This window comes from Janibacter hoylei PVAS-1, assembly GCF_004025845.1.
Taxonomy (GTDB): domain Bacteria; phylum Actinomycetota; class Actinomycetes; order Actinomycetales; family Dermatophilaceae; genus Janibacter; species Janibacter hoylei.
In genome coordinates this window covers 125,633-149,697 of the sequence record NZ_PIPF01000003.1, presented here as the reverse complement: position 1 = coordinate 149,697, position 24,065 = coordinate 125,633, and the positions used below count along the sequence as shown (strand labels likewise).

At 72.5% G+C, this 24,065-nt stretch carries 25 protein-coding genes; 18 read left to right on the top strand and 7 right to left on the bottom strand.

The window, feature by feature from the left end:
* Positions 1-42: 42 nt before the first annotated feature.
* Positions 43-1,038 carry an SGNH/GDSL hydrolase family protein gene (locus CWN80_RS04095; protein WP_007923961.1) on the bottom strand — a complete coding sequence of 332 codons (996 nt, stop codon included), beginning with the start codon at positions 1,036-1,038 and terminating at the stop codon, positions 43-45.
* 133 nt (positions 1,039-1,171) lie between these two features.
* Between CWN80_RS04095 and CWN80_RS04090 the strand changes: the two genes are divergently transcribed.
* The 3 genes from CWN80_RS04090 to CWN80_RS04080 all read left to right on the top strand — a co-directional run bounded on the left by CWN80_RS04090 (position 1,172) and on the right by CWN80_RS04080 (position 4,160).
* On the top strand, positions 1,172-3,184 hold the full coding sequence (locus CWN80_RS04090; RefSeq protein WP_007923952.1) for an NADPH-dependent 2,4-dienoyl-CoA reductase: 2,013 nt from the start codon (positions 1,172-1,174) through the stop codon (positions 3,182-3,184).
* Between the two features lie 86 nt (positions 3,185-3,270).
* Positions 3,271-3,690, top strand: coding sequence for a hypothetical protein (locus tag CWN80_RS04085; protein ID WP_007923950.1), 420 nt, complete (start codon positions 3,271-3,273; stop codon positions 3,688-3,690).
* Entirely contained in the window at positions 3,687-4,160 is a 474-nt protein-coding gene (locus CWN80_RS04080) for a hypothetical protein (protein ID WP_007923949.1), read from the top strand. Before CWN80_RS04085 ends, CWN80_RS04080 begins: the two co-directional genes overlap by 4 nt.
* A gap of 6 nt (positions 4,161-4,166) precedes the next feature.
* On the opposite strand, the gene msrA is transcribed toward CWN80_RS04080, so the two are convergent.
* Entirely contained in the window at positions 4,167-4,868 is a 702-nt protein-coding gene (gene msrA / locus CWN80_RS04075) for a peptide-methionine (S)-S-oxide reductase MsrA (RefSeq protein ID WP_007923948.1), read from the bottom strand.
* Between the two features lie 101 nt (positions 4,869-4,969).
* Between msrA and CWN80_RS15320 the strand changes: the two genes are divergently transcribed.
* Complete coding sequence (locus CWN80_RS15320; protein WP_157986905.1) at positions 4,970-6,025, top strand: WXG100 family type VII secretion target; 1,056 nt, start codon at positions 4,970-4,972, stop codon at positions 6,023-6,025.
* Between the two features lie 73 nt (positions 6,026-6,098).
* Here CWN80_RS15320 and greA read toward each other — a convergent pair whose 3' ends face one another.
* Both greA and CWN80_RS04060 read right to left on the bottom strand, forming a co-directional pair.
* A complete protein-coding gene (gene greA, locus CWN80_RS04065; protein WP_007923937.1) occupies positions 6,099-6,590 on the bottom strand; it encodes a transcription elongation factor GreA in 492 nt (163 codons plus the stop codon).
* A 169-nt stretch (positions 6,591-6,759) separates the two neighbouring features.
* A complete protein-coding gene (locus tag CWN80_RS04060) occupies positions 6,760-7,185 on the bottom strand; it encodes a DUF4307 domain-containing protein (RefSeq protein WP_007923936.1) in 426 nt (141 codons plus the stop codon).
* Between the two features lie 164 nt (positions 7,186-7,349).
* Between CWN80_RS04060 and mca the strand changes: the two genes are divergently transcribed.
* Positions 7,350-8,282, top strand: coding sequence for a mycothiol conjugate amidase Mca (mca, locus tag CWN80_RS04055; RefSeq protein WP_007923934.1), 933 nt, complete (start codon positions 7,350-7,352; stop codon positions 8,280-8,282).
* A complete protein-coding gene (locus CWN80_RS04050; protein ID WP_007923930.1) occupies positions 8,279-8,563 on the top strand; it encodes a hypothetical protein in 285 nt (94 codons plus the stop codon). The genes mca and CWN80_RS04050 overlap by 4 nt, the downstream gene beginning before the upstream one ends.
* Here CWN80_RS04050 and trhA read toward each other — a convergent pair.
* Positions 8,507-9,223, bottom strand: coding sequence for a PAQR family membrane homeostasis protein TrhA (gene trhA / locus CWN80_RS04045; protein ID WP_007923921.1), 717 nt, complete (start codon positions 9,221-9,223; stop codon positions 8,507-8,509). The two genes, CWN80_RS04050 and trhA, sit on opposite strands and share 57 nt — an antisense overlap.
* Positions 9,224-9,349: 126 nt before the next feature.
* Between trhA and CWN80_RS04040 the strand changes: the two genes are divergently transcribed.
* The 3 genes from CWN80_RS04040 to CWN80_RS04030 all read left to right on the top strand — a co-directional run bounded on the left by CWN80_RS04040 (position 9,350) and on the right by CWN80_RS04030 (position 12,774).
* The gene (locus CWN80_RS04040; RefSeq protein ID WP_007923919.1) at positions 9,350-10,105 is read left to right on the top strand and encodes an isoprenyl transferase; all 756 of its coding nucleotides are present in this window, start codon (positions 9,350-9,352) and stop codon (positions 10,103-10,105) included.
* A gap of 321 nt (positions 10,106-10,426) precedes the next feature.
* Positions 10,427-11,797 (top strand): PhoH family protein, encoded by a 1,371-nt coding sequence (locus CWN80_RS04035; RefSeq protein ID WP_051987781.1) that lies wholly within the window; start codon positions 10,427-10,429, stop codon positions 11,795-11,797.
* Positions 11,798-11,997: 200 nt separating this feature from the next.
* Entirely contained in the window at positions 11,998-12,774 is a 777-nt protein-coding gene (locus CWN80_RS04030; RefSeq protein ID WP_007923914.1) for an aggregation-promoting factor C-terminal-like domain-containing protein, read from the top strand.
* Between the two features lie 254 nt (positions 12,775-13,028).
* On the opposite strand, the gene coaA is transcribed toward CWN80_RS04030, so the two are convergent.
* Entirely contained in the window at positions 13,029-13,985 is a 957-nt protein-coding gene (gene coaA / locus CWN80_RS04025) for a type I pantothenate kinase (protein ID WP_007923913.1), read from the bottom strand.
* Between the two features lie 58 nt (positions 13,986-14,043).
* Between coaA and glmS the strand changes: the two genes are divergently transcribed.
* The 3 genes from glmS to CWN80_RS04010 are packed head-to-tail and all read left to right on the top strand — an operon-like array spanning position 14,044 to position 17,786.
* Complete coding sequence (gene glmS / locus CWN80_RS04020) at positions 14,044-15,903, top strand: glutamine--fructose-6-phosphate transaminase (isomerizing) (RefSeq protein WP_040880438.1); 1,860 nt, start codon at positions 14,044-14,046, stop codon at positions 15,901-15,903.
* Positions 15,904-15,907: 4 nt separating this feature from the next.
* Positions 15,908-16,261 (top strand): holo-ACP synthase, encoded by a 354-nt coding sequence (locus CWN80_RS04015; RefSeq protein ID WP_007923909.1) that lies wholly within the window; start codon positions 15,908-15,910, stop codon positions 16,259-16,261.
* Positions 16,262-16,319: 58 nt separating this feature from the next.
* Positions 16,320-17,786 carry a bifunctional ADP-dependent NAD(P)H-hydrate dehydratase/NAD(P)H-hydrate epimerase gene (locus tag CWN80_RS04010; protein WP_128276924.1) on the top strand — a complete coding sequence of 489 codons (1,467 nt, stop codon included), beginning with the start codon at positions 16,320-16,322 and terminating at the stop codon, positions 17,784-17,786.
* Between the two features lie 4 nt (positions 17,787-17,790).
* Here CWN80_RS04010 and mgrA read toward each other — a convergent pair whose 3' ends face one another.
* Positions 17,791-18,834, bottom strand: coding sequence for an L-glyceraldehyde 3-phosphate reductase (mgrA, locus tag CWN80_RS04005; protein WP_007924312.1), 1,044 nt, complete (start codon positions 18,832-18,834; stop codon positions 17,791-17,793).
* A 47-nt stretch (positions 18,835-18,881) separates the two neighbouring features.
* On the opposite strand from mgrA, the gene alr reads away from it, so the two are divergent.
* The 6 genes from alr to tsaD are packed head-to-tail and all read left to right on the top strand — an operon-like array spanning position 18,882 to position 23,976.
* Positions 18,882-20,090, top strand: a complete 1,209-nt coding sequence (alr, locus tag CWN80_RS04000) for an alanine racemase (protein ID WP_128276959.1) — start codon at positions 18,882-18,884, stop codon at positions 20,088-20,090.
* Positions 20,090-21,253: an alpha/beta fold hydrolase gene (locus CWN80_RS03995; protein WP_128276923.1), complete on the top strand. Its 1,164-nt coding sequence runs from the start codon at positions 20,090-20,092 to the stop codon at positions 21,251-21,253. The genes alr and CWN80_RS03995 overlap by 1 nt, the downstream gene beginning before the upstream one ends.
* Positions 21,250-21,732, top strand: coding sequence for a tRNA (adenosine(37)-N6)-threonylcarbamoyltransferase complex ATPase subunit type 1 TsaE (gene tsaE, locus CWN80_RS03990; protein WP_007924332.1), 483 nt, complete (start codon positions 21,250-21,252; stop codon positions 21,730-21,732). The genes CWN80_RS03995 and tsaE overlap by 4 nt, the downstream gene beginning before the upstream one ends.
* Positions 21,729-22,424, top strand: coding sequence for a tRNA (adenosine(37)-N6)-threonylcarbamoyltransferase complex dimerization subunit type 1 TsaB (tsaB, locus tag CWN80_RS03985; RefSeq protein ID WP_128276922.1), 696 nt, complete (start codon positions 21,729-21,731; stop codon positions 22,422-22,424). Before tsaE ends, tsaB begins: the two co-directional genes overlap by 4 nt.
* Entirely contained in the window at positions 22,421-22,900 is a 480-nt protein-coding gene (rimI, locus tag CWN80_RS03980; protein ID WP_238148057.1) for a ribosomal protein S18-alanine N-acetyltransferase, read from the top strand. Before tsaB ends, rimI begins: the two co-directional genes overlap by 4 nt.
* Positions 22,897-23,976: a tRNA (adenosine(37)-N6)-threonylcarbamoyltransferase complex transferase subunit TsaD gene (gene tsaD, locus CWN80_RS03975; protein ID WP_007924334.1), complete on the top strand. Its 1,080-nt coding sequence runs from the start codon at positions 22,897-22,899 to the stop codon at positions 23,974-23,976. Before rimI ends, tsaD begins: the two co-directional genes overlap by 4 nt.
* Positions 23,977-24,065 lie beyond the last annotated feature (89 nt).

The window sequence follows — 24,065 nt, the reverse complement described above, 5'->3', positions numbered from 1 at the left end:
GGAAATGCGCAGGTGGGGCCGTATTTCCCTAGGGAAAGACGGTCAGAGGTCGGTGACCTCGTGCTCGCCGCGTCGTCGGAGCATCGCCCACGGGCCGCGGGGGCCGGTGCGGCGACCGCGCAGCTCGGCCGGCCCGACCTCCGTGCCCGGCGTCGAGGCCGCGCGCTCGGCGGCGTCGTCGAGCGCGCCGATGCCTTCGCCGAGGCTCGCCTCGGGCTCGGAGTCGTGGGTGGCACCCTCGGGCCAGGCGTCCACCTCGGCTGCGACCGAAGGGAGCAGGGCCGAGGCGACCCGCGCGTACCCGGCGGCCGAGGGGTGGAAGCGGTCTTGGCTGAACATCACGGCCGGGCTCGCGGCGAACTCCGGGCCGAGCAGGTCGCCCATCGAGACGGTGCGGGCACCGGCCTCGACGGCGGCGACGGTCTGGGCGGCGGCCAGCTCGCGGCTCCACTGGCGCAGCAGCTTGTTGAGGGGGAAGGGCACCGGCTCCACCGTCCCGAGGTCGGGGCAGGTGCCGACGACGACGGGCACGTCGAGGGTGCGCAGGTAGCGCACGGTCCGCTGCAGGTGCTGCACGGAGACCGAGCGGTCGATGCGGTGCGTGACGTCGTTGGCTCCGATGAGGATCACCGCGACGTCGGGCTGGTCGACCCGGGCCAGGGCCTTGGACAGCTGCGAGCTGAGGTCGGAGGACTCGGCGCCGACGACCGCCTCGTTGGTCAGCTCGACCGGGCGCCCCATGATCGCGGCGAGGCCGGTCGCGAGGATCGCGCCGATCGTCTGGTAGCGGGTGTCCGCGCCCATCCCGGCAGCGGTGGAGTCGCCGAGGACGAGCAGCTGGACCGGCTCGCCGGGCGCGGCCCCGTAGACCCCGTCGTCGTCGGGTGCGCCGTCGAAGGGGTTGCCGACGATCTTGCGGGTGATCTTGGCCTCAGCCTGGATGAGGCCGTAGCCCAGACCGGCGAGAGTCGCGCTCGCGGCCGCGGTCCCGACGGCACCCAGCGCCGCACGGGCTGCCACACGTCCCAGCTCAGCCATGCCAGTCCTCCGATCGGTCCCATGTGCGCCCAACCTTGTCATCCCTGCGTGACAATGCCAACGAGCGGTGCGCCGGGCGTCGTGGCGTTGGGTAGCGTCGCAGCCGACTGCCGATGCACGAGCGAGGACGACGATGACCGAGTACCCGCACCTCTTCGAGCCCCTCGACCTGGGGTTCACCAGCCTGCGCAACCGCACGATCATGGGGTCGATGCACACCGGTCTGGAGGACCGCGCCAGCAACTTCGAGCGGCTGGCCGCCTTCTACGCCGAGCGGGCGAAGGGAGGTGCCGGCCTCATCGTCACTGGGGGCTTCGCGCCCAACATCGAGGGCAGCTTCTACCCCTTCGCCTCGAAGCTGACCACGCGGCGGGAGGCGCGCCACCACGAGCAGGTCACCGACGCGGTGCACCGCGAGGGCGGCAAGATCGCGCTGCAGATCCTCCACGCCGGCCGCTACGCCTACCACCCCTTCTCGGTCTCGGCGTCGGCGACGAAGTCGCCCATCACCCCCTTCGGCGCGCGCGCCCTGAGCGAAAAGGGCGTCCGTCGGCAGATCCGGGGCTTCGCCCGGGCCGCCGAGCTGGCCCGCTCCGCGGGCTACGACGGCGTCGAGATCATGGGCTCCGAGGGCTACTTCATCAACCAGTTCCTCGCGCCGCGCACCAACGCGCGCGAGGACGGGTGGGGTGGCACGCCGGCCAACCGGCGTCGGATCGCGACCGAGATCGTCCGGGCGGTGCGGGCGGCCGTCGGCGACGACTTCATCATCGTCTACCGCCTCTCCGTGCTCGACCTCGTCGAGGGCGGGCAGACCTGGGAGGAGATCGTCGCCCTCGGCCAGGAGATCGAGGCGGCCGGCACGACGATCCTCTCGACCGGCATCGGGTGGCACGAGGCCCGGGTGCCGACGATCGTCACCTCGGTGCCGCGCATGGCCTTCACCGAAGTCGCCGAGCGGCTGCGGCCGCACGTCGACCTGCCGGTCGTCACGAGCAACCGGATCAACATGCCCGATCAGGCCGAGCAGGCGCTCGCCGCCGGTCAGGCCGACCTCGTCCAGATGGCGCGGCCCTGGCTCGCCGACCCGCAGTGGGCGACGAAGGCGGAGTCGGGCCGAGCCGAGACGATCAACACCTGCATCGCCTGCAACCAGGCCTGCCTCGACCACACCTTCCAGCGCAAGGTCGCCTCCTGCCTCGTCAACCCGCGGGCGGCCCACGAGACGCAGCTCGTGCTCTCGCCGACGACGCGCCGCAAGCGGGTCGCCGTGGTCGGTGGCGGGCCGGCGGGCCTGGCGGCCGCGGTGTCGGCCGCAGAGCGGGGCCACGCCGTCGAGCTCTTCGAGGCCGGCGACGACATCGGTGGCCAGTTCGCGCTCGCCATGCGCATCCCGGGCAAGGAGGAGTTCGCCGAGACGATCCGCTACTACCGCGGCGAGCTCGAGCGTCGAGCGGTGGCCCTGCACCTCGGCCGTCGAGTCGGCGTCGATGACCTCACCGGATTCGACGAGGTCGTCCTCGCGACCGGGGTGACGCCTCGCGTCCCCGAGATCACGGGGATCGACCACCCGATGGTCGTCACCTACCCGGAGGCCGTGCTCGGCACGCGGGAGATCGGTGAGCGGGTGGCGGTCATCGGCGCCGGAGGCATCGGCGTCGACGTCACCGAGCTGCTCACCACGGGCGCCTCGCCGACGCTCGACCTCAAGGAGTGGCAGGACGAGTGGGGCGTCGACCCCTTCTCGCCGGAGCGTGGTGGCCTCAAGGACGCCCACCCAGCGCCCTCACCCCGCACCGTCTACCTCGTGCAGCGCAAGGAGACCAAGATCGGTGCCGGGCTGGGCAAGACCTCCGGCTGGGTCCACCGCGCGGCGATCAAGGCGAAGGGGGTCCACCAGATCATTGGCGCCGCCTACGAGCGCATCGACGACGAGGGCCTGCACATCACGGTCGACGGCAAGCCGCGCACCCTCGCGGTCGACAACGTCGTCGTCTGCACCGGGCAGGAGTCCGTGCGTGACCTCGTCGAGCCGCTGCAGGCGAAGGGAGTGACCGTCCACGTCATCGGTGGCGCCGACGTCGCCGCCGAGCTCGACGCCAAGCGGGCGATCCGGCAGGGCACGGAGCTGGCCGCGAGCCTGTGAGGGGAGTCGTCCCCATCGCCGTGAGGGCCGACTGGGCCTAGGTTCCTCGTGACGGGGATGCCGAGACGGACGAGGGGACGACAGACATGGCGATGACCGTGAGGCTGTGCATCGGCATGATGGCGCTGGTGACGATGACGACCGTGACCGGCTGCTCGAGCACTCCCGAGCCCGAGTCCGGGGAGGCCGTCGACGCACGTCTGGCCGAGCTCGTCCGCGACGACACCTCGGCCCCCCTCGGCGAGGTCGTCGAGGGGCACTGGGACCGCGCGGCGTTCTTCCACGAGGGGGTCACCGCTGAGCGGGTCAACTCCGTCGTCGCCAGCGAGGCGATCTCGGACCGGTGGACGGCGTCGCCGGCGCTGGTCGTCGTCGTCGAGGGCGATGACGTCAGGGTGGTGCGTCTGCGGACCCCGGCCCTGGCCAACGACGCCACGGGCCGGGCCTTCTCCCGCGATGCGACGGTGTCGGGGTCGACCGCCACCGGGATGCTCACGGTGCGATGAGCACGGCGATCCGCCGCATCGGGCTGCTGCTCGTGCTGGGCCTCGTCGTCGTGCTGGGGTCCGCGTGCGGTGCCTCGAGCGACGACGAGAGGCACGTCGCGGACAAGCAGGTCGACGAGCGCGGCACCCGCTCCGACGTCGCGCCGCTGACGCAGCGTTTCCCCGACCTCGGTGACCCCGTGTCGGCGACGTGGCAGTCCGGCACGCTGGGGGACTCCCGCACGGCACCCGGCCCGGCGACCTACTGGATCGACGCCGCGGTCACCGTCGAGCCGGAGGTGGCGGACTCCCTTCGCGCGCAGCCCTCCCCGGACGGCGACCGCCCCATGCACCTCGTCGACGCGGTGGGCGACGAGCTCGGCGACGGGACCTTCGACGAGGTGGCGCTCGCCGGACCCGACACGTGGCAGGTCGATGCCTGGGTCGCGGCAGACCGCGAGGTCGTCGTCATCTCGGCCCGGGGGCAGTGAGCCCGCTCAGCCCTCCTGACGCAGCACCGACTCCTGGCTCGGCACCTCGTCCTGGCGGAGGATCCCGACCTGGCAGGTGAGGCCGTTGGGGCCGTGGTTGCAGTAGCCGCCGGGGTTCTTGTGGAGGTACTGCTGGTGGTAGTCCTCGGCGTACCAGAAGGTGCCGGCCTCGTTCGCCGGCCGCATCTCGGTGACGACCGGCGGCAGGTTGTGGCGGCGCAGCTCCTCGCCGAAGGCCGCGGCGGTCGCCTCGACCGCGGCCTGCTGCCCCGGGGTCGTCCAGTAGATCGCCGAGCGGTACTGCGTGCCGACGTCGTTGCCCTGCCGGTCGGGCGTCGTCGGGTCGTGGTTTTCCCAGAAGGCCTTGAGCAGCAGCTCCGGTCGCGTCTGCTCGGGGTCGTAGGCGACGAGGACGCTCTCGGTGTGGCCGGTGAGCCCGGTGCACGTCTCCTCGTACGTGGGGTTTGGGGTGTGCCCGCCCATGTAGCCGGCTGCCGTCGTGACGACGCCCGCCTGCTGCCAGAAGATCCGCTCGGCGCCCCAGAAGCAGCCCATGGCGACGTAGATGACCTCGGTGCCCTCGGGCCACGGGCCCTCGAGCGGTGTCCCGAGCACCTCGTGACGCTGCGGGACGTCGAAGGGCCGCTCCGCGCGCCCCGGCAGGGCGGACTCGGCGGTCGGCATGGGCGGGATCTGGCGTCCGAACATGTCTCCATTGTCGCAGCCGCTCGTGTGGGGGAGTGCTCCCCATCGTCCGGCCGCCGGTCGGCTCTCTAGTCTGAGGGCAAGAACTTCCGGGAGGCAGGTCGATGGCCAGGCACATCAGCCACGGTGCAGACGTCGAACAACTCGACGACATCGCCGTGGGACTGCGGCGTCAGAGCGAGCGCCTGAGCGAGGTCGGCGGTCGTGGCGCCGTGCTGCTCGAGGTGCTCCGTGCGAAGTGGGAGGGCCCCGACTTCGAGGAGTTCGCCCGCTCGTGGCGCTCGGCCCACCGGGCCATCGACGCTGCCGAGGGTTCCCTGCGCGGCGCCTCCCGCCTGCTCGCGGAGGAGTCCGACGCTCAGCGCGGTGCCTCCGGCGTCCCGTCGGGCGGTGGTTCCGGCGGCTCGGGCGGATCGGGCGGATCGGGCGGCGGTGGTGGCGGGGCCGCGGGCGACGACGGGTCCGGCGGAGCCCGCCGGCGCGACGACGGTCAGGGCCCGATGGCCTTCTTCCCGACGGGGACCAGTCTCTCGGACCGGCACCACTTCGTCGTGTGCCCGCGGGCCGACGGCAACTCCGAGGTCCAGCTCGAGGTGCACGGCGAGCCGATCCGGATCTCACCCCCGGACCTGCCCCTCGTCGGCTGCGACCTCGTGCCCTATCTCCCGACCGACGAAGGGGAGTCTCTCGAGCTCGCGGACCTGGAGCCCCCCGCCTTCGAGCGGCTCGACCTGACGACGGGCCCGCCGGAGGGCACGGCCTTCGAGCGGGTCGACGGTCCGGCCGAGCACCCTTACGGGGCCTTCGAGCGGTCCGACGCGGCGCAGGCCGTCCCGGAGCCGGCGACCACCTCGGGTGCGCCGGCGGCCTCCACCCAGGTCGACCCCGCCCCGGCCCAGCCGGAGACGAGCGCGGCCCCGGCGCCAGCGGACGGGGGTGCCGCCAGCGCCCCGACGACGTCCGGAGAGACGGCCGTGCCAGCCCAGCTGGCGACGGACGAGGGCGCCCACGTGACGACCGCGAGCGACTCGGCCGGGCAGCGCAGCGTCGCCTTCAACCCCTTCCTCGACGTGCTGTCGGGCGGCAGCGGGGTGGACGGCTCCCAGATGGGCGGGTGGCTCGGCATCGACGATCTCGACCTGCAGCCCTGGAACCGCTGACCACCGCACCGCAAGCACCGACGACGAAGGGCGTCACGACCACTGGTCGTGACGCCCTTCGGTGCGGGTGGGCTCAGGCCGAGTACGGCTTCGCCGAGATGATCGTGACCTCGATGGACTTGCCGTTGGGCGCCTCGTAGGTGACCGTCTCGCCGACCTTGTGGCCGTTGATGCCGGCGCCGAGGGGCGACTGCTCGGAGTAGACGTCGATGCTGTCGCTGCCGTCGGCGATCTCGCGGGAGCCGAGGAGGAAGGTCTCCTCGTCGCCGAACATCTCGACGGTGACGACCATGCCGGGCTCGACGACACCGTCGTCCGGCGGGGCCTCGCCGACCGTCGCCGTGTCGAGGATCTGCTTGAGCTGGCGGATGCGGGCCTCCATCTTGCCCTGTTCCTCCTTGGCGGCGTGGTACCCGCCGTTTTCCTTGAGGTCGCCCTCCTCGCGGGCGGCCTCGATGCGCTTGGCGATCTCGACGCGACCCGGGCCCGAGAGCTCGCGCAGCTCGGCCTGGAGACGCTCGTAGGCCTCCTGGGTCAGGTACGACGCGTTGGACGTCTGGGTCACGGGACACTCCTTGCCTCAGGTCGTGGGGAACCGGGGTCGGGCCCCCACAGACGGTGAACCGCTGCTCTCCCGGGTGGGGGACGATGCACAAAGGTCTGGACCCATCGGTCCAGACCCACGGTTGCGTGTAAAGGTCCAGTGTACCGCGCAGCGGGGCCGCGCGCAGGTGTCAGTCCACGACCGTGCAGTCAGCGACCGTCGCGGTGACGGCCCGTGTCGTCGTGCGGACCGCAGCCCGCACCCGCGTCGTGCGCTCGTCGCTCGCGGGCACGGCCTGCTCCTTGGTGCCGACCCGCCCGTAGGTGCTGTCCATCGCGGTGACGGTGCACGACAGGGCGGTGCCGGTCGGGCGGGTCACGTCGAAGACCATGACGATCTCCCGCTCGCCGTTGCGCTCGAAGCCCACGTCGGTCGTCGTGATCGCGCCCGACGTCATCGACAGCCCGTACCAGATCGACATCGCCACGGCCGCGACCACCGCGACACCGCCGATGAGCCACCAGCGTCGGCTGCCCCGGTCGGGGTTGGCCTCGGCCTCGGCCTCCTCGCGCTCCGGGTCCCAGCCGGGCTCGGTCGGCGAGGCGTCGGGCGTCATGACTGCTCCTGCGGGACGAAGGGGGGTGTCACCGGCCCCGTCGAAGCGGTCGGCGAGCGGTGAGAGGATGGAGCCATTGTCCGTGACACCAGTCCGCGACGGCACACCGGGCCGTGCGGCGCACCCTCCCCGGGAGGAACCCAGCAGTGGAAGCACTCAGGCTCATGGCGGTCCACGCCCACCCCGACGACGAGTCGAGCAAGGGCGCGGCGACGACCGCACGTTACGTCCACGAGGGTGCCGAGGTGCTCGTCGTGACGTGCACCGGCGGTGAGCGTGGCGACGTGCTCAACCCCAAGCTCAAGGACGACCCGCACATCCTGCGCGACATCGTGCAGGTGCGCCGCGAGGAGATGGCCAGTGCCGCCGCCCACCTCGGGGTGCAGCACACCTGGCTCGGCTTCGTCGACTCCGGCCTCCCGGAGGGCGACCCCCTCCCGGACCTGCCGGCGGGCTGCTTCTACCTGGAGCCGCTCGAGGTGTCGACGGAGGCTCTCGTGCGCGAGATCCGGCGGTTCCGGCCGCACGTCATCACGACGTACGACGAGAACGGCGGCTACCCGCACCCGGACCACGTGATGACCCACCGCGTCTCCGAGGCGGCCTTCGCCGCGGCCGGCGACCCCGAGGCCTTCCCGCACGCCGGGGAGCCCTGGCAGCCGCTGAAGCTCTACTACATCGGCGGGTTCAGCAGCGAGCGGATCCGCACCTTCCACGAGGCGATCCTCGCTCAGGGCAAGGAGTCCCCCTTCGACGAGTGGATGAAGCGCATCGAGGGCCGCCCGGAGCGCGAGCTCACGACGTGGGTGCCGTGCGCGGACTTCTTCGATGCTCGCGACCACGCCCTGCGCTCGCACGCGACGCAGATCGACCCCGACGGGTTCTTCTTCGCCGTGCCCAACGACGTCCAGGCGGACCTGTGGCCCACCGAGGAGTACGAGCTCGCGGTCAGCCACGTGGAGACGACGGAGCGCGAGGACGACCTCTTCGCGGGGATCCCGGCGACGCTCGCGGAGGCGGACGCGCTCTCCCTTCGTCCGAGGCGTGAGCCGGTCCTCGACCGACGGACCGCGTCGACCGTCAGGGAGTGGAAGTGAACTCCCCGAGCACCGAGGTCAGCCCGGGGATCTGGGCCTTCATCGTCTTCTTCGTCCTCGCGCTGGCGCTGTGGCTGCTCATGCGCAACATGTTCACCCGGCTGCGCCGGATGAACCTCGCCGAGCGGGACGCGCAGCGGCAGCGGGCCGAGCAGGAGCGGGCGCGTGAGGAGTCCGCCGAGCGCAGCCGCGAGAGCGACGTCGCCTCGGGCCGGGAGCAGGGGTCAGCCGGTCTGGGCGATGGGCCCGAAGAGGGCGAGCGTCGCGGCGACGAAGTGTGAGATGAAGGCGAGGATCGTCAGCGCGTGGAAGATCTCGTGGAAGCCGAACCACCGCGGTGACGGGTTGGGCCGCTTGAGGCCGTAGACGACGGCCCCGGCGGTGTACAGGGCGCCGCCGGCGATGACGAAGGCGAGGATCGTCCACCCGCCGTGCGTCAGCAGCGGCTTGATGTAGAAGACCGCGACCCAGCCCAGGGCCACGTAGACGGGCACGTAGAGCCAGCGCGGTGCGCCGACCCACAGCACACGGAAGAGCACACCGATGATGGCGCCGCTCCAGACGATGACGAGCAGCGTGATCGCCTGCGTGCGCGGCAGCATCAGCGCGAAGGGGGTGTAGCTCCCCGCGATGATGAGGAAGATGTTGGCGTGGTCCCAGCGGCGCAGGGCGCCGGCCATCCGGCCGCCCCACTTGCCGCGGTGGTAGACGGCGGACGTGCCGAAGAGCAGCCCGGCGGTGATGGTGAAGACCATGGCCGCGATGCGCCCCCCCTGGGTCGGCGCCGTCGAGGTGAGGACCAGACCGCCGACGAGGGCCAGCGGCGCCATGACGAGATGGAGCCAGCCGCGCAGGTGCGGCTTGACGGCATCGACGAAGGCATCGACCTGCTCGCCGACGTCGTGCGCGATCTCCTTGATCTCGGCGCGGGGGGAGTCCATGGATCGACGGTAACCTACGCACCCGTAGGTCGGCCATGCCCGGACGGGCTCCGGAGCGCCTTTGTGAGGGGTGCCACGGCCCGACGGTAGGTTGGGGACACTGACCTCGCCTGAAGGGACCCGCGAGTGCGCAACCCGCTCTACACCGCCTACGAACGACGCCTCGTCGGGCAGCTCGACCAGGCCAGCGTGCCGCGGCACGTCGGGATGATCGTCGACGGCAACCGACGCTTCGCCAAGGCGCGCGGGGGCAATGCTGCCGATGGGCACCAGGCGGGTGCCGCCAATGTCGGCAGCTTCCTCGAGTGGTGCGAGGAGGCCGGCGTCGAGGTCGTCACCCTGTGGCTGCTCTCGACCGACAATCTCACCCGTCCGCCGCAGGAGCTGGACAAGCTGCTGCGCATCATCGAGGGTCTGGTGGCCGACCTCGCGACCGCCCAGCGGTGGCAGCTGCACGCGGCCGGCGCCCTCGACATGCTCCCGGTCCAGACCGCGGCCGCGCTGCGTCGGGCCGAGGACGAGACCGCCGACGTCGAGGGGCTCATCGTCAACGTCGCGGTCGGCTACGGCGGCCGCCAGGAGATCGCCGACGCGGTGCGCTCGCTGCTGCGCACCCGGGCGGCCGAGGGTGCGACCCTCGAGGAGGTGGCCAGCGAGCTCACCGTCGAGGACATCAGCGGACACCTCTACACCAAGGGCCAGCCCGACCCCGACCTCGTCATCCGCACCTCGGGGGAGCAGCGGCTCTCCGGGTTCCTCCTGTGGCAGTCGGCGCACAGCGAGTACTACTTCTGCGAGGTCTACTGGCCGGAATTTCGCCGCGTCGACTTCCTGCGAGCCCTGCGGGCCTACGCGGACCGGCACCGTCGGTACGGTGCCTGACGTTCCCTCCGGTCCCGCCGGCGTGCTCCTGGAGTGGCCCGTGTGACTCCTGAGGCGACGACGGGGTGAACATCGCGAAGCCCGCTCCGACACGCCGCCGACGTGGCGCGTGCCACCGTGCGCCGGTCGTACGTTGATGACGACGACCTGCACACGGCAGGGCGTTCGGGAGGCCTCATCGATGGAGCTGCTGCACAGCAGGAGAGGCCGGACCCGGCCTCGGCTCCAGCCGAGGGCCCGGTCCCGGCACCAGCACCGAGAGTAGGCGCGTGCGCGCCTGCCGGCGCGGCGCCCGTGGAGGAGATCGACGTGGACGACCTGATGACCCAGACCGTCACCCCCTCGCTCGCGCAGCCCGACGGCGCGCCCGATCCGGTGGACCTCCCGCCCGAGGAAGAGGGCCCGCGCACCTACGTCATCGACACCTCGGTGCTCCTGTCGGACCCGCGGGCGATGCTGCGCTTCAAGGAGCACGAGGTCGTCCTGCCGGTCGTCGTCGTCACCGAGCTCGAGGCCAAGCGGCACCACCCGGAGCTCGGGTACTTCGCCCGGACCGCGCTGCGCCTCCTCGACGACCTGCGCGTCTCCGCGGGCCGGCTCGATGCCCCGGTGCCGGTGGGGGAGGACGGCGGGACCCTGCGGGTCGAGCTCAACCACACCGACCCCACGTCCCTGCCGAGCGGGTTTCGCCTCGGGGACAACGACACCCGCATCCTGGCCGTCGCCAAGAACCTCTCCCTCGAGGGCGCCTCGGTGACGATCGTCTCCAAGGACCTGCCGATGCGGGTCAAGGCCTCCGCCGTCGGCATCGATGCCCAGGAGTACCGCCACGAGCAGCGACCGTCGGACTCCGGCTGGACCGGCATGAGCGAGCTCGACATGACCGCCGAGGAGGTCGACACCCTCTACGAGACCGGTCGGGTCGAGCACCTCGCGGCCGCCGAGCTGCCCTGCCACACGGGGCTGAAGATCCTCTCGCCCCAGGGCAGCGCCCTGGGCCGGGTCGGTGCCGACAAGCAGGTGCGCCTCGTGCGCGGTGACCGCGACGCCTTCGGCCTGCACGGCCGGTCGGCGGAGCAGCGGATCGCCCTCGACCTGCTCCTCGACCCCGACGTGGGCATCGTCAGCCTCGGCGGGCGGGCCGGCACCGGCAAGAGCGCGCTCGCGATGTGCGCGGGGCTCGAGGCGGTCATGGAGCGCCGCCAGCACCGCAAGGTCGTCGTCTTCCGCCCCCTCTACGCCGTCGGCGGGCAGGAGCTGGGCTACCTGCCCGGCAGCGAGCAGGAAAAGATGGGGCCGTGGGCCCAGGCGGTGCACGACACCCTCGGGGCGCTCGTCTCCAAGGAGGTCGTCGACGAGATCATCGACCGCGAGATGCTCGAGGTGCTGCCGCTGACCCACATCCGCGGCCGGAGCCTGCACGACGCCTTCGTCATCGTCGACGAGGCGCAGAGCCTCGAGCGCAACGTGCTGCTCACGGTGATGTCGCGCATCGGGCAGAACTCCAAGATCGTGCTCACCCACGACGTCGCCCAGCGCGACAACCTGCGGGTCGGGCGCCACGACGGCGTCGCCGCCGTCATCGAGACGCTCAAGGGGCACCCCCTCTTCGCCCACGTCACCCTGACGCGCAGCGAACGCAGCCCGATCGCCGCACTCGTCACGGACCTGCTCGAGGGCCTGGACGTCTGACGCCGGGACGAAGGGGGAGGCCCCGCCCGGCGATCGGGCGGGGCCTCCCCTTCGTGCTGGGGTTGTGGACGGCCCTTTGCTCGGCCGCGGACGGTGGGTTAGGGTCTCAAAAGCATAACGGCCGGTCACGCACCCCTGAAGCGCCCGGCACACCACAGCCACTCCTCGCGGGTGGCTGTCCCATGGAAGGAGCTGGTGACGTGCGCTCGGACAGCTACACGCCCAGACACGGCGCGGCGCGTCACGCGCGCAAGCGCACCGGCCTGTCGGCCGTCCGTCGCCCCGTCGTCGGCGGTGCCATCGCCGTCGCGATGCTCGGCTCGGTCGGCGCCACCGTCGCCATCGGCGACCCCTCGCACGACACCGGCGAGACGGCCACCACCCTGACCTCCCCCGAGCAGTCGGCCAGCCCCGCCGCGGACTCCGAGACCGTCGACACCGCGCGGCTGGCCGAGAGCCGCCGCGCCACCAACGTCTCCCGCAGCGCCTCACGCGAGCAGGACCGCCTCTCGGCCGTCGAGGCCAAGAAGCGGGCCGCCGCGAAGAAGAAGGCGGCTGCCGAGCGCAAGGCCGCCGCCAAGAAGAAGGCCGAGGAGAAGAAGCGCGCCGAGGAGAAGGCCAAGCCGATCTCCGAGCGCGACTTCACCGACGCCGAGATCAAGATCATCCAGCGCGACCCGCAGCCCTACGCCAAGCAGTTGCTCGGCGAGTACGGCTGGGGCGAGGGTGAGTGGTCCTGCCTGATCAGCCTGTGGAACGGCGAGAGCAACTGGACCTGGGACGCGACCAACTCCTCGTCGGGCGCCTACGGCATCCCGCAGTCGCTGCCGGCCGACAAGATGGCCACCGCCGGCCCGGACTGGAAGACCAACCCGGTCACCCAGATGATCTGGGGCATGGACTACATCAAGGCCTCCTACGGCAGCCCCTGCCAGGCCAAGGCCTTCTGGGACAGCAACAACCCGCACTGGTACTGAGCCGCCCCCGACGCAGCCCCCGCGACCACGAGGTCGCGGGGGCTGCGTCGTTGGCTGGATGGCGCCGGACGAAAGAAGATGTCGGCGCCCGCCGAAGTCCTGCGTTCATCGATGGCCGGCGGTCGTCGTGACTGACTTCGGCTTGATGTGCGCCGACACCATCTTTCGTCCGTCGCTGTCGGCGCCGACGTCACCAACACCCCGCCGGCACGGAAGAGGGGACTCGGCCACTCGGGCTCGGAGGCGTGGAGGCGCTAGAGCTTCCGCAGGCGGATGCGGCGGACCTGGTGGTCGGCCCCCTTCGTCAGGACGAGGGTGGCGCGGCCGCGCGTCGGGAGGACGTTGTCGACGAGGTTGGGCTGGTTGATCGTCTCGAAGATGTGCAGCGCGCGGGCCTCGGCCTGCTCGTCGGTCAGGTCCGCGTAGCGGTGGAAGTAGGAGGCGGGGTCGGCGAAGGCGGTCTGGCGCAGCCGCAGGAAGCGGTCGACGTACCAGCGCTTGATGTCGGTGAGGTTGGCGTCGACGTACACGGAGAAGTCGAAGAAGTCGCTGACGGCGAGGCCGGTGCGCCCGTCGCTGCGCACCCCCGGCGGCTGGAGCACGTTGAGCCCCTCGACGATGAGCACGTCGGGCTGGCGCACCACGATGCGCTCGTCCGGGACGATGTCGTAGGTCAGGTGGGAGTAGACCGGCGCGGAGACCTCCGGCTGGCCGGCCTTGACCGCCGAGATGAAGCGCAGCAGCGCCCGCCGGTCGTAGGCCTCCGGGAAGCCCTTGCGCTGGAGCAGGCCTCGTCGCTCGAGCTCGGCATTGGGCAGGAGGAAGCCGTCGGTCGTCACGAGGTCGACCTTGGGCGTGTCCGGCCAACGCTGCATGAGCTCGCGCAGGATGCGGGCGGTCGTCGACTTGCCGACCGCCACCGACCCGGCGACCCCGATGACGAAGGGGGCCTTGGGCGGGCGTTCGCCGAGGAAGGTCGAGGTGATGCGGTGCAGGCGGGTGGTCGCCGAGACGTAGAAGGTCAGCAGCCGCGACAGCGGCAGGTAGACCTCCTGCACCTCCTCGAGGTCGATCGGGTCGCTCAGGCCGCGCAGCCGGGAGAGGTCGCCCTCGTCGAGGTTGAGCGGGTGGTTTTCGCGCAGGTGGGCCCATGCCTGCCGGTCGAGCTCGACGAAGGGGGAGGGCAGGGTCGAGGTGGCGGCGGTGGACACGCGCCCATTGTGTCCCACCTTTTCTGCGCAGAGCGATCCGACGGATAGCCTGTCCCGCATGTGCGGAATCGTTGGATACGTCGGCCCCGACACGGGAGCCCGCCCCCTGGACGTCGTCATGGAGGGCCTCGCGCGCCTCGAGTACCGCGGGTACGACTCCGCGGGCGTCGCGCTCGTCGCCGGTGACGAGGTCTACACGCAAAAGCGCGCCGGCAAGCTGGCGAACCTCCGCGAGGCCCTCGAGGGCGACACGGTGCCCTCCGCCGCGACCGCGATCGGGCACACCCGCTGGGCCACCCACGGCGGCCCGACGGACGAAAACGCGCACCCCCACCGCGGTGGGGCGGACGGCAAGCTCGCCGTCGTCCACAACGGCATCGTCGAAAACTTCCATCAGCTCAAGCAGGAGCTGCTGGCCCAGGGCGTCACCTTCACGTCGGAGACCGACACCGAGGTCGCCGCGCAGCTGCTCGCCGCGGCCTTCGCCGAGTCGGGCGACCTCACCGAGGCGATGCGCTCGGTCGTCAACCGTCTCGAGGGCGCCTTCACCCTCCTCGCCGTGCACGCCGACGCCCCGGACACGGTCGTCGCGGCCCGCCGCAACAGCCCGCTCGTCGTCGGTCTGGGCGAAGGGGAGAACTTCCTCGGCTCCGACGTGGCGGCCTTCATCGGCTACACGAAGCAGGCCGTCGAGCTCGACCAGGACCAGATCGTCACGATCACGCCGACGTCGCACACGGTGATGAACTTCGACGGCACGCCCGCCGAGGGCAAGCCCTACGAGGTCACCTGGGACGCCGCAGCTGCCGAGAAGAGCGGCTACGACACCTTCATGGAGAAGGAGATCAACGACCAGCCCCACGCGGTCGGCGACACCCTCCTCGGCCGCACCGACGCCGACGGCAAGCTCGTCCTCGACGAGCTGCGCATCGACGAGGCCAAGCTCAAGGACATCGACCGGATCACCATCGTCGCGTGCGGCACCGCCGCCTACGCGGGCATGGTCGCCAAGTACGCCATCGAGCACTGGACCCGCATCCCGGTCGAGGTCTCCCTCGCGCACGAGTTCCGCTACTGCGACCCGATCGTCTCCGACCGCACCCTGGTCGTCTCGATCAGCCAGTCCGGCGAGACCGCCGACACGGCGATGGCCGTGCGCCATGCCCGCTCCCTCGGCGCGCTCACCGTCTCGGTCTGCAACACCCACGGGGCGACGATCCCGCGCGAGTCCGACGCGGTCCTCTACACGCACGCCGGCCCGGAGATCGCCGTCGCCTCGACCAAGGCCTTCCTCGCCCAGATCACCGCCTGCTACGTCCTCGGTCTCTACCTCGCCCAGCTGCGCGGCGGCACCTTCGCCGACGACGCCCGGACGGTCATGGCCGAGCTGCACGAGGTGCCGGACAAGATCGCCTCGCTGCTCACCGAGATGGACCGGGTCAAGGAGATCGCCCGCTTCATGGCCGACACCCGCTCGGTCCTCTTCCTCGGTCGCAACGTCGGCTACCCGATCGCCATGGAGGGCGCGCTCAAGCTCAAGGAGCTCGCCTACATCCACGCCGAGGGCTTCGCGGCGGGCGAGCTCAAGCACGGCCCTATCGCGCTCATCGAGCCCGGCCAGCCGGTCTTCATCGTCGTCCCGGGCCCGGACACGCCCAACGAGCTGCACAAGAAGGTCGTCTCCAACATCCAGGAGATCCGCGCTCGCGGTGCCCGCACCCTCGTCATCGCCCAGGAGGGCGACGAGGAGGTCCTGCCCTTCGCCGACGAGGTCATCCGCGTCCCGCACACCTCGCCGCTGCTGCAGCCGCTGCTCACCGTCGTCCCGCTGCAGATCTTCGCCCTGCACCTGTCGACCGCCAAGGGTCTGGACGTCGACCAGCCGCGCAACCTAGCCAAGTCCGTCACCGTCGAGTGACCCGATGATCGTCGGGGTGGGCGTCGACGTCGTCGACATCGCCCGGCTGGGGGAGCGGCTCGACCGCACCCCGGCCCTGCGCGGTCGCGTCTTCACGCCGAGCGAGCAGGGGCTGCCGCTGCACTCCCTCGCGGCCCGGTTTGCCGCGAAGGAGGCTGTCGGCAAGGCGCTGCGCACCCCCGGCGACCTGCCCTGGCAGGGCGTCGAGGTGACCAACGGCGAGCACGGCGAGCCGGTGCTGGCCATCAGCGGTGCCGTCGCCGAGCGTGCCGAGCTGCTCGGCGTCGCCCGGATGCACCTGTCGCTGAGCCACGACGGGGGCATCGCCACGGCGATGGTCGTCGCCGAGTCGGCCTGACCTCCCTACGTCGGACCGGCCACGACCGGGCGAAGGGCGGAACGTTACCGTCGCGAGCGTGATCACCGGGTACTCCGTCGAGACCGTCCGCGCCGCCGAGGCGGCCCTGCCCGAGCTGCTCGAGAGCGGTGAGCTCATGCAGCGCGCGGCGCGGGGCGTCGCGCGCATCGCCGCCGGGCGGATGCGCGAGCGCGGCGCCCGACGGGTGTGTGCCCTCGTCGGGCCGGGCAACAACGGCGCCGACACCCTCTTCGCCATCGCCCGCCTGGCCAAGCGCGGCTTCGAGACCGCGGCCGTGTGCGTCGACACGAGCGCCTCGCAGGTGCAGACCGAGGCGGCCGACCTCGCCCGCGCCCGCGGGGTCCGACTGCTCGACGACGGACCCGAGGCGCTCACCGCGATCTCCCGGGCCGAGGTCGTCCTCGACGGCATCACCGGCATCGGCGGACGGCCGGGGCTGCCGCCCTTCGCCCGCCCGTGGGTTGACGCGATCCGCGACCGGACCTGGGTGATCTCCGTCGACACCCCGAGCGGTCAGCCCGTCGAGGGCGGGGACGCGCTCGCCGAAGCGGTCTTCGCCGACGAGACGGTGACCTTCGGGGCGCCCAAGCCGGTGCACCTGCTGCCGCCGACCGAGGCGGCCTGCGGGGTGCTCACGGTGATCGACATCGGGCTCGACCTCACCGACGCGACACCTGCGGTCGTGCGGGTCACCCCCGACGACGTGCCCCTGCTGTGGCCGACCCCCGGACCCGACGACGACAAGTACTCGCGCGGCGTGCTCGGCGTCGTCGCCGGCGGTGAGCAGTACACCGGCGCAGCGATGCTCACGACGACCGCGGCCGTCACCGCCGGTGCCGGCATGGTCCGCTACGTCGGGACCCCGACACCCACCGCTCTCGTGCGCGCGGCGGTCCCCGAGGCCGTCGTCGGCGAAGGGAGGGTCCAGGCCTGGGTCGTCGGCCCCGGTCTCGAGACGACGGCGAGCGACGACGCGGCCCGCGCGCAGCTCGACGTCGCCCGGGCGGCGCTGGCCTCCGACCTGCCGGTGCTCGTCGACGCCGGCGGCCTCGACCTCGTGACCGGGCCGCGCGCGGCGCCCACCCTCCTCACGCCGCACGCGGGGGAGTGCGCGCGGCTGATCACCCGGCTGCGCGGGCGCTCGACCGAGCTCACCCGCGAGGAGGTCGAGGGCTCGCCGCTCGAGCACGCGCGGATGCTCGCCGGCCTGACCGGCGCGACCGTGCTGCTCAAGGGGGCGACGACGCTCGTCGTCGCCCCGGACGGCCCGGTACACGTGCAGGACGACGCCCCGGCGTGGCTGGCGACGGCCGGGTCGGGCGACGTCCTCGCCGGACTCGCCGGGGTGCTGCTCGCCGGCGGGCTCGACCCCGCCGAGGCCGCGTCGCTCGCCGCGCTCGTCCACGGTCGGGCGGCGCACGACGCCAACCCCGGGGGCCCCGTGCGCGCGCTCGACGTCGCGCACGCCCTCGGCGCGACCGTCGCGCGGCTGCTCACGGCCTGAGCCGTCAGCCCTCGGCCGACTCCGCCCACCAGTTGACCCCGCCGTCGACGGCGTGGTCGTCGATGCGGTCGAGCTCGGCGTCGGTGAAGTCGCGCCGCTCCAGCGCGTCCAGGCTGTTGTCGAGCTGCTCCACGGTGCGGGCGCCGACGAGCAGCGAGGTGACCCGCTCGTCGCGCAGCGCCCAGGCCAGCGACATCTGGGCGAGGGTCTGGCCCCGCTCCCGGGCGATGGCGTCGAGCGCGCGGATGCGCGTGAGGTTGTCGTCGGTCAGCTGGTCGGCGATACCGGTGCCCTCGCGCGCGGCGCGCGAGTCCTCGGGGATGCCGCGGAGGTACTTGTCGGTCAGCAGGCCTTGGGCGAGTGGGGTGAAGGCGATGGTCCCGACACCCAGCTCGTCGAGGGTGTCGAGCAGCTCGTCTTCGATCCAGCGGTTGATCATCGAGTACGACGGCTGGTGGATGAGCAGCGGAGTCCCCATCTCGCGCAGGATCGCGTGCGCCTCGCGGGTGCGCTCGGGGCCGTAGGAGGAGATGCCGACGTAGAGCGCCTTGCCGGCGCGGACCGCGGCATCGAGCGCACCCATCGTCTCCTCGAGCGGGGTGTCGGGGTCGAAGCGGTGGCTGTAGAAGATGTCGACGTAGTCGACGCCCATCCGCTCCAGCGACTGGTCGAGCGAGGCGAGGAGGTACTTGCGCGAGCCGCCACCCCGACCGTAGGGGCCGGGCCACATGTCCCACCCCGCCTTGGTCGAGAGGATCAGCTCGTCGCGGTAGGGGCGGAAGTCCTGCGCGAAGATCGTGCCGAAGTTGCGCTCCGCGGCGCCGTAGGGCGGGCCGTAGTTGTTGGCCAGGTCGATGTGGGTGACGCCCCGGTCGAAGGCGCGCCGCAGCACGGCGCGCTGGGTCGCGAGCGGCTCCGCGTCCCCGAAGTTGTGCCACATCCCGAGCGAGATCGGGGGCAGCAGCAGCCCCGAGCGCCCGCACCGGCGGTAGTCCGTGGCGTCGTAGCGGGTGCGGTCGGCCTGGTAGTCGTCGGTGCGGTAGGTCATGCCTGCCAGTCTGCCTCCCTTCGCCGTCCTAGACTCCTTGGGTGCCCATGGACACCTCGACCCCGCACACCGCCCTCCCGTCCGTCGCGACCCCCTCGGTCCTGCCGAGCGATGCGTCCACGGTCGGCCTCTCGGCGTGGGCGGACATCGACCTCGGTGCGATCCGCGACAACGTGGCCCGCCTCGACGAGCTCGCGGGCGATGCCGCCGTCATGGCGGTCGTCAAGGGTGACGCCTACGGCCACGGCCTCGTCCCGGTCGCCGAGGCCGCGCTCGCCGGCGGCGCCACGCACCTTGCGATCGCCCAGCTCGGCGAGGCGCTCGCCGCCCGGGCCGCGGGGGTCACGGCGCCGATCCTCACCTGGCTCTTCCCGCCCGGCGCCGACCTCGCCGCCGCCGTACGCGCCGACCTCACCCTCTCGGCCGGCGCCCCGTGGGCGCTCGCCGAGATCGCGGCCGCAGCCCGCGCGACGGACCGCACCGCCCGCGTGCACCTCAAGGTCGACACCGGCCTGGGTCGTGGCGGTGCCTGGCGCGACGACCTCGCCGGCATGCTCGTCGAGTCCGCCCGGCTCGAGGCCGAGGGCGTGCTCGACGTCGAGGGCATCTTCAGCCACTTCGCCTACGCCGACGCGCCGGACCACCCGACGGTGCGGGCGCAGCAGGAGACCTTCGTCGCGATCCTCGCCGACGCCGAGCGGGCGGGGCTGCGACCACGCATCCGCCACCTGGCCAACTCCGCGGCGACGCTGACCAACCCGTCGTCGCACTTCGACATGGTGCGCCCGGGCGTCGCGCTCTACGGGCTGAGCCCGGTGCCGCACATCGGCGGCCCGACCCACTTCGGCCTGCGCGAGGCCATGCGCGTCGTGGCCCGGCTCATCAACGTCAAGGACTGCCCCGCCGACCAGGGCGTCTCCTATGCCCACCTCTACACGACGACGGGGGACACCCGCCTCGGCCTCGTCCCCCTGGGGTACGCCGACGGCATACCGCGGCACGCCTCCGGCGTCGGGCCGATGCAGGTCGGTGGGCAGCGGTACACGGTCGCCGGTCGGGTGTGCATGGATCAGGTCGTCCTCGATCTCGGACCCGAGAGCACGGCGCAGGCCGGCGACGAGGTCGTGCTCATCGGCCGCGAGGCCGACGGCGAGCCGACCGCGCAGGACTGGGCGGCGGCCATCGACACCATCAACTACGAGATCGTCACCCGGCTCGGACCCCGTGTCCCGCGCCGCTACCTGGAGGGCGCGTGATGGACCCGCAGCACACTGACGGCGGCACGACCGGCGACAAGGGCCTCGGCGCAGCAGCCGCCACCGGCCTCGGGCTGGCCGCCGCCGCGGCCGGGGGCGTCGTCATCGCCGGCGCCGGGTGGGCCGGCCGATCGGCGGTGCGGCGCTCGCGCGCCCACGCCGTGACCGCCCACGACCGGGTGCACGTCTTCCCCTTCGTCGCGGACAAGGTGCTCGCGGTGCCGGCGAGCGACGGACTGGTGCTGCACGTCGAGATCGACGAGCCGGAGGGGTGGACGCCCGCCGCGGGACCCACCGTCGTGCTCATCCACGGGTTCGTGCTCAACCTCAGCTCGTGGGTCCACCAGCGGCGCGCGCTCGTCGCCGAGGGCTATCGCGTCGTCAGCTACGACCAGCGCAACCACGGTGTCTCCGAGGTCGGCGACCTCGAGCACTGCACCATCGACCAGCTCGGCAGGGACCTGCGCGCAGTCATCGACGCGACGACGAACGAGGGCGAGCTCGTCCTCGTCGGGCACTCGATGGGCGGCATGACGATCATGAGCTTCGCCGGTCGTTACCCCGACTTCACCCGAGCCCGGGTGAGCGGAGCGGCGCTCATCGCGACGAGTGCCGGCGGGGGCAGTCTGGTCCAGCTCGGGCTGGGGCGGACCTTCGACCGGATCATCGCCCGCCTCGGGCCCGGCTTCCTCGGCGGGCTCGGTGCGCGCGAGGGCGTCTGGGGGGTCCTGCGGGCCGCCGGCCGCGCGGTCGAGGACCGCACCGTGCAGCGCTATGCCTTCGGCGGGGCGATGCCGCGCGAGATGCTGCGCAATGTCGCCACCATGGTCTTCGGGACGCGCCTGGACACGATCGGGGCCTTCCTGCCGGAGCTCGACGAGCTCGACGTGCGCGAGGCCCTGGCGGGGCTCGTCGAGACCCCCGTGCTCATCGTCGCCGGCTCCAAGGACGTGCTCACCCCGCCCGCGCACAGCGAGCGGCTCGCCGAGGCCCTGCCCGCCGCCGAGCACGTCGTCATCCCCGGTGTCGGTCACCTGCTCCAGCTCGAGCGTCCCGCGGCGGTCACCGACGCGATCCTCGGGCTGCTCGAGCGGCCGCGCGGCATCGACCCCCAGGAGGACGCGGAGCGGGCCGGCGAGGCGGTCACGGGGCAGACCGCATGAGCCTGCTCCTGCCGGACACCGACGCTACGACGGCCCTCGGGCGGCGCCTGGCGACGCTGCTGCGCGCCGGTGACCTCGTCTTGCTCACCGGAGGCCTCGGCGCGGGCAAGACCACGCTCACCCGTGGTCTCGGCGCGGGCCTCGGGGTCCGGGGAGCGGTGACCTCACCGACCTTCGTCATCGCCCGGGTCCACCCCTCGCTCGTCGGGGGGCCCGAGCTCGTGCACGTCGACGCCTACCGGCTCGGCGGGGCCGCCGAGCTCGACGACCTCGACCTCGACTCCGAGCTCGACGAGGCGGTGACCGTCGTCGAGTGGGGGGCAGGGCTCGTCGAGGGCCTGGCCGACGACCGACTCGAGATCACCCTGACCGCCGACCCCGCCACCGAGGCCCGCACCCTCGAGGTCGTCGGCGTCGGGGACCGCTGGGCCGGTGTCGACGTCGAGGCCCACCTGCGTGACGAAGGGAGCGACCGATGAGGCTGCTCGCACTGGACACCGCCACCTCCGCGATCACCGTCGCCGTCCACGACGGCGAGCAGGTGCTCGCCACCCGCACCACCGTCGACGCGCGACGCCACACCGAGCTGTTCGCGCCGATGATCGTCGACGCCCTCGCCGCGGCCGGCACCGACGTCACCGAGGTCACGCACGTCGCCGTCGGCACCGGGCCGGGGCCCTTCACCGGGCTGCGCGTCGGTCTCGTCACCGCGCAGACCTTCGCCCACGCCCGTGGCATCACCGTCCACGGCGTCTGCTCCCTCGACGCGCTCGCGGCAGCCGCCGCCGCCCACGGGCACGAGGGCGAGCTGCTCGTCGCCACCGATGCCCGTCGCAAGGAGGTGTACTGGGCCCGCTACGACTGCACCGCAGGGGAGGTCGTCCTCCAGGAGGGGCCCGCCGTCACCAAGCCGGCCGACCTGCCCGAGCCCGTGCGCGCCCTGCCGACCATCGGCCGTGGGCCCGTGGTCTACCCCGAGCTGCTCCCCGCGGCCCTGACCCTGCCGGGGGTCGACCTGCTCGACGTCGACGCCGGTGCGCTCGCGGCCCTCGCCGCCACTCGCATCGCCGCCGGCGCGGACATGCCCGTCGAGCCGCTCTACCTGCGCCGACCCGATGCCGTGGCGCCCGCTGCTGCCGGCGGAGCCGGCGCGGCCGGGGGGACCCGGTGACGACGGCGACGGTGACCCCCCTTCGCCTGCGGGAGGCGCGGTGGCAGGACCTCGCGGTGCTCGCCGACCACGAGCGGGAGCTCTTCGGGGCCGAGGCCTGGAGCCTCGCCTCGTGGTGGGGCGAGCTCGCCGGACGGCCGCGGCGCGAGTACGTCGTTGCGGAGGACGCCGACGGCATCGCCGGCTACGGCGGGCTCGACCACGCGGGTGACACCAGCGACGTCATGACCATCGCGACGCTGCCCCGGGCGCGCGGCACCGGCCTGGGCCGCCGGCTGCTCGCCGAGCTCGTCGACCGGGCCCGGGCCGCCGGGGCCGAGCGGCTCGTGCTCGAGGTCCGGGCCGACAACGTCGCGGCGCGCGGGCTCTACGACTCCGCCGGGTTCGGGCTGCTGCAGTCCCGACGCGGCTACTACCCGGGTGGGGTCGACGCGCTCGTCCTCGCCCTCGACCTGACGCAGGAGACGCAGGCATGACGGATGCACCACTCGTCCTCGGCATCGAGACCTCGTGCGACGAGACCGGCGTCGGCATCGTCCACGGCACCGAGCTGCTCGTCGACGCCGTCGCCTCGAGCGTCGAGGAGCATGCCCGCTTCGGAGGCGTCGTGCCCGAGGTCGCCTCCCGGGCGCACCTCGAGGCGATGGTCCCGACCATCGAGCGGGCCTGCCGTGAGGCCGGCGTGGCCCTGACCGACCTCGACGGCATCGCCGTGACCGCTGGCCCGGGGCTCGCCGGTCCGCTCATGGTCGGCGTCGCCTCGGCCAAGGCCTTGGCCGTCGCTCTCGGCCTGCCGATCTACGGGGTCAACCACCTCGCGAGCCACGTCGCCGTCGACATCGTCGAGCACGGCCCGCTGCCCGAGCCGACGATGGCGATGCTCGTCAGCGGTGGGCACTCGTCGCTGCTGCTCGTCCCCGACGTCACGCACGACATCCGCAGCCTCGGGTCGACGATCGACGACGCGGCGGGGGAAGCCTTCGACAAGGTGGCCCGGGTGCTCGGGCTGCCCTTCCCCGGGGGCCCGCACATCGACCGGGCGGCGAGCGACGGGCAGATCGCCATCGACTTCCCCCGGGGGCTGTCCAATCGCAAGGACATGGAGCGCCACCGCTTCGACTTCTCCTTCTCCGGGCTCAAGACCGCCGTCACCCGGTGGATCGAGGCCGAGCGCGCCGCTGGTCGGGAGGTGCCGGTGGCCGACGTCGCCGCGTCCTTCCAGGAGGCGGTCGTCGACGTGCTCACCCGCAAGGCGGTGCTCGCGTGCACCGAGCACGACGTCGCTGCCCTGCAGGTCGGTGGTGGGGTGGCGGCCAACTCGCGGTTGCGGGCCATGGCACAGCAGCGCTGCGACGACGCAGGCATCCAGCTGCGCGTCCCGCGGCCCGGCCTGTGCACCGACAACGGCGCCATGGTGGCGAGCCTCGGCGCGCAGATGATGCTCAAGGGGCGCCCGGCGAGCGATGTCTCGCTGCCGGCCGACAGCTCGCTGCCGGTGACCGACGTGCGCACCGGCCTGCCGGTGCACGTCGACCACGACCACGCCCACTGACCCCCTTCGCCTGTGTATTTCCCTAGGGAGATGCGTAGGTGGGGCCGTATTTCCCTAGGGAAATGCGTAGGTGGGGCCGTATTTCCCTA

Excerpts from the sequence above, each read along its gene's own strand:
- CWN80_RS04095 (WP_007923961.1), bottom strand. The coding sequence starts at position 1,038 with ATGGCTGAGCTGGGACGTGTGGCAGCCCGTGCGGCGCTGGGTGCCGTC.
- CWN80_RS04090 (WP_007923952.1), top strand. The coding sequence starts at position 1,172 with ATGACCGAGTACCCGCACCTCTTCGAGCCCCTCGACCTGGGGTTCACC.
- CWN80_RS04085 (WP_007923950.1), top strand. The coding sequence starts at position 3,271 with ATGGCGATGACCGTGAGGCTGTGCATCGGCATGATGGCGCTGGTGACG.
- CWN80_RS04080 (WP_007923949.1), top strand. The coding sequence starts at position 3,687 with ATGAGCACGGCGATCCGCCGCATCGGGCTGCTGCTCGTGCTGGGCCTC.
- msrA (WP_007923948.1), bottom strand. The coding sequence starts at position 4,868 with ATGTTCGGACGCCAGATCCCGCCCATGCCGACCGCCGAGTCCGCCCTG.
- CWN80_RS15320 (WP_157986905.1), top strand. The coding sequence starts at position 4,970 with ATGGCCAGGCACATCAGCCACGGTGCAGACGTCGAACAACTCGACGAC.
- CWN80_RS04060 (WP_007923936.1), bottom strand. The coding sequence starts at position 7,185 with ATGACGCCCGACGCCTCGCCGACCGAGCCCGGCTGGGACCCGGAGCGC.
- mca (WP_007923934.1), top strand. The coding sequence starts at position 7,350 with ATGGCGGTCCACGCCCACCCCGACGACGAGTCGAGCAAGGGCGCGGCG.
- trhA (WP_007923921.1), bottom strand. The coding sequence starts at position 9,223 with ATGGACTCCCCCCGCGCCGAGATCAAGGAGATCGCGCACGACGTCGGC.
- CWN80_RS04035 (WP_051987781.1), top strand. The coding sequence starts at position 10,427 with ATGACCCAGACCGTCACCCCCTCGCTCGCGCAGCCCGACGGCGCGCCC.
- glmS (WP_040880438.1), top strand. The coding sequence starts at position 14,044 with ATGTGCGGAATCGTTGGATACGTCGGCCCCGACACGGGAGCCCGCCCC.
- CWN80_RS04015 (WP_007923909.1), top strand. The coding sequence starts at position 15,908 with ATGATCGTCGGGGTGGGCGTCGACGTCGTCGACATCGCCCGGCTGGGG.
- mgrA (WP_007924312.1), bottom strand. The coding sequence starts at position 18,834 with ATGACCTACCGCACCGACGACTACCAGGCCGACCGCACCCGCTACGAC.
- alr (WP_128276959.1), top strand. The coding sequence starts at position 18,882 with ATGGACACCTCGACCCCGCACACCGCCCTCCCGTCCGTCGCGACCCCC.
- CWN80_RS03995 (WP_128276923.1), top strand. The coding sequence starts at position 20,090 with ATGGACCCGCAGCACACTGACGGCGGCACGACCGGCGACAAGGGCCTC.
- tsaE (WP_007924332.1), top strand. The coding sequence starts at position 21,250 with ATGAGCCTGCTCCTGCCGGACACCGACGCTACGACGGCCCTCGGGCGG.
- tsaB (WP_128276922.1), top strand. The coding sequence starts at position 21,729 with ATGAGGCTGCTCGCACTGGACACCGCCACCTCCGCGATCACCGTCGCC.
- tsaD (WP_007924334.1), top strand. The coding sequence starts at position 22,897 with ATGACGGATGCACCACTCGTCCTCGGCATCGAGACCTCGTGCGACGAG.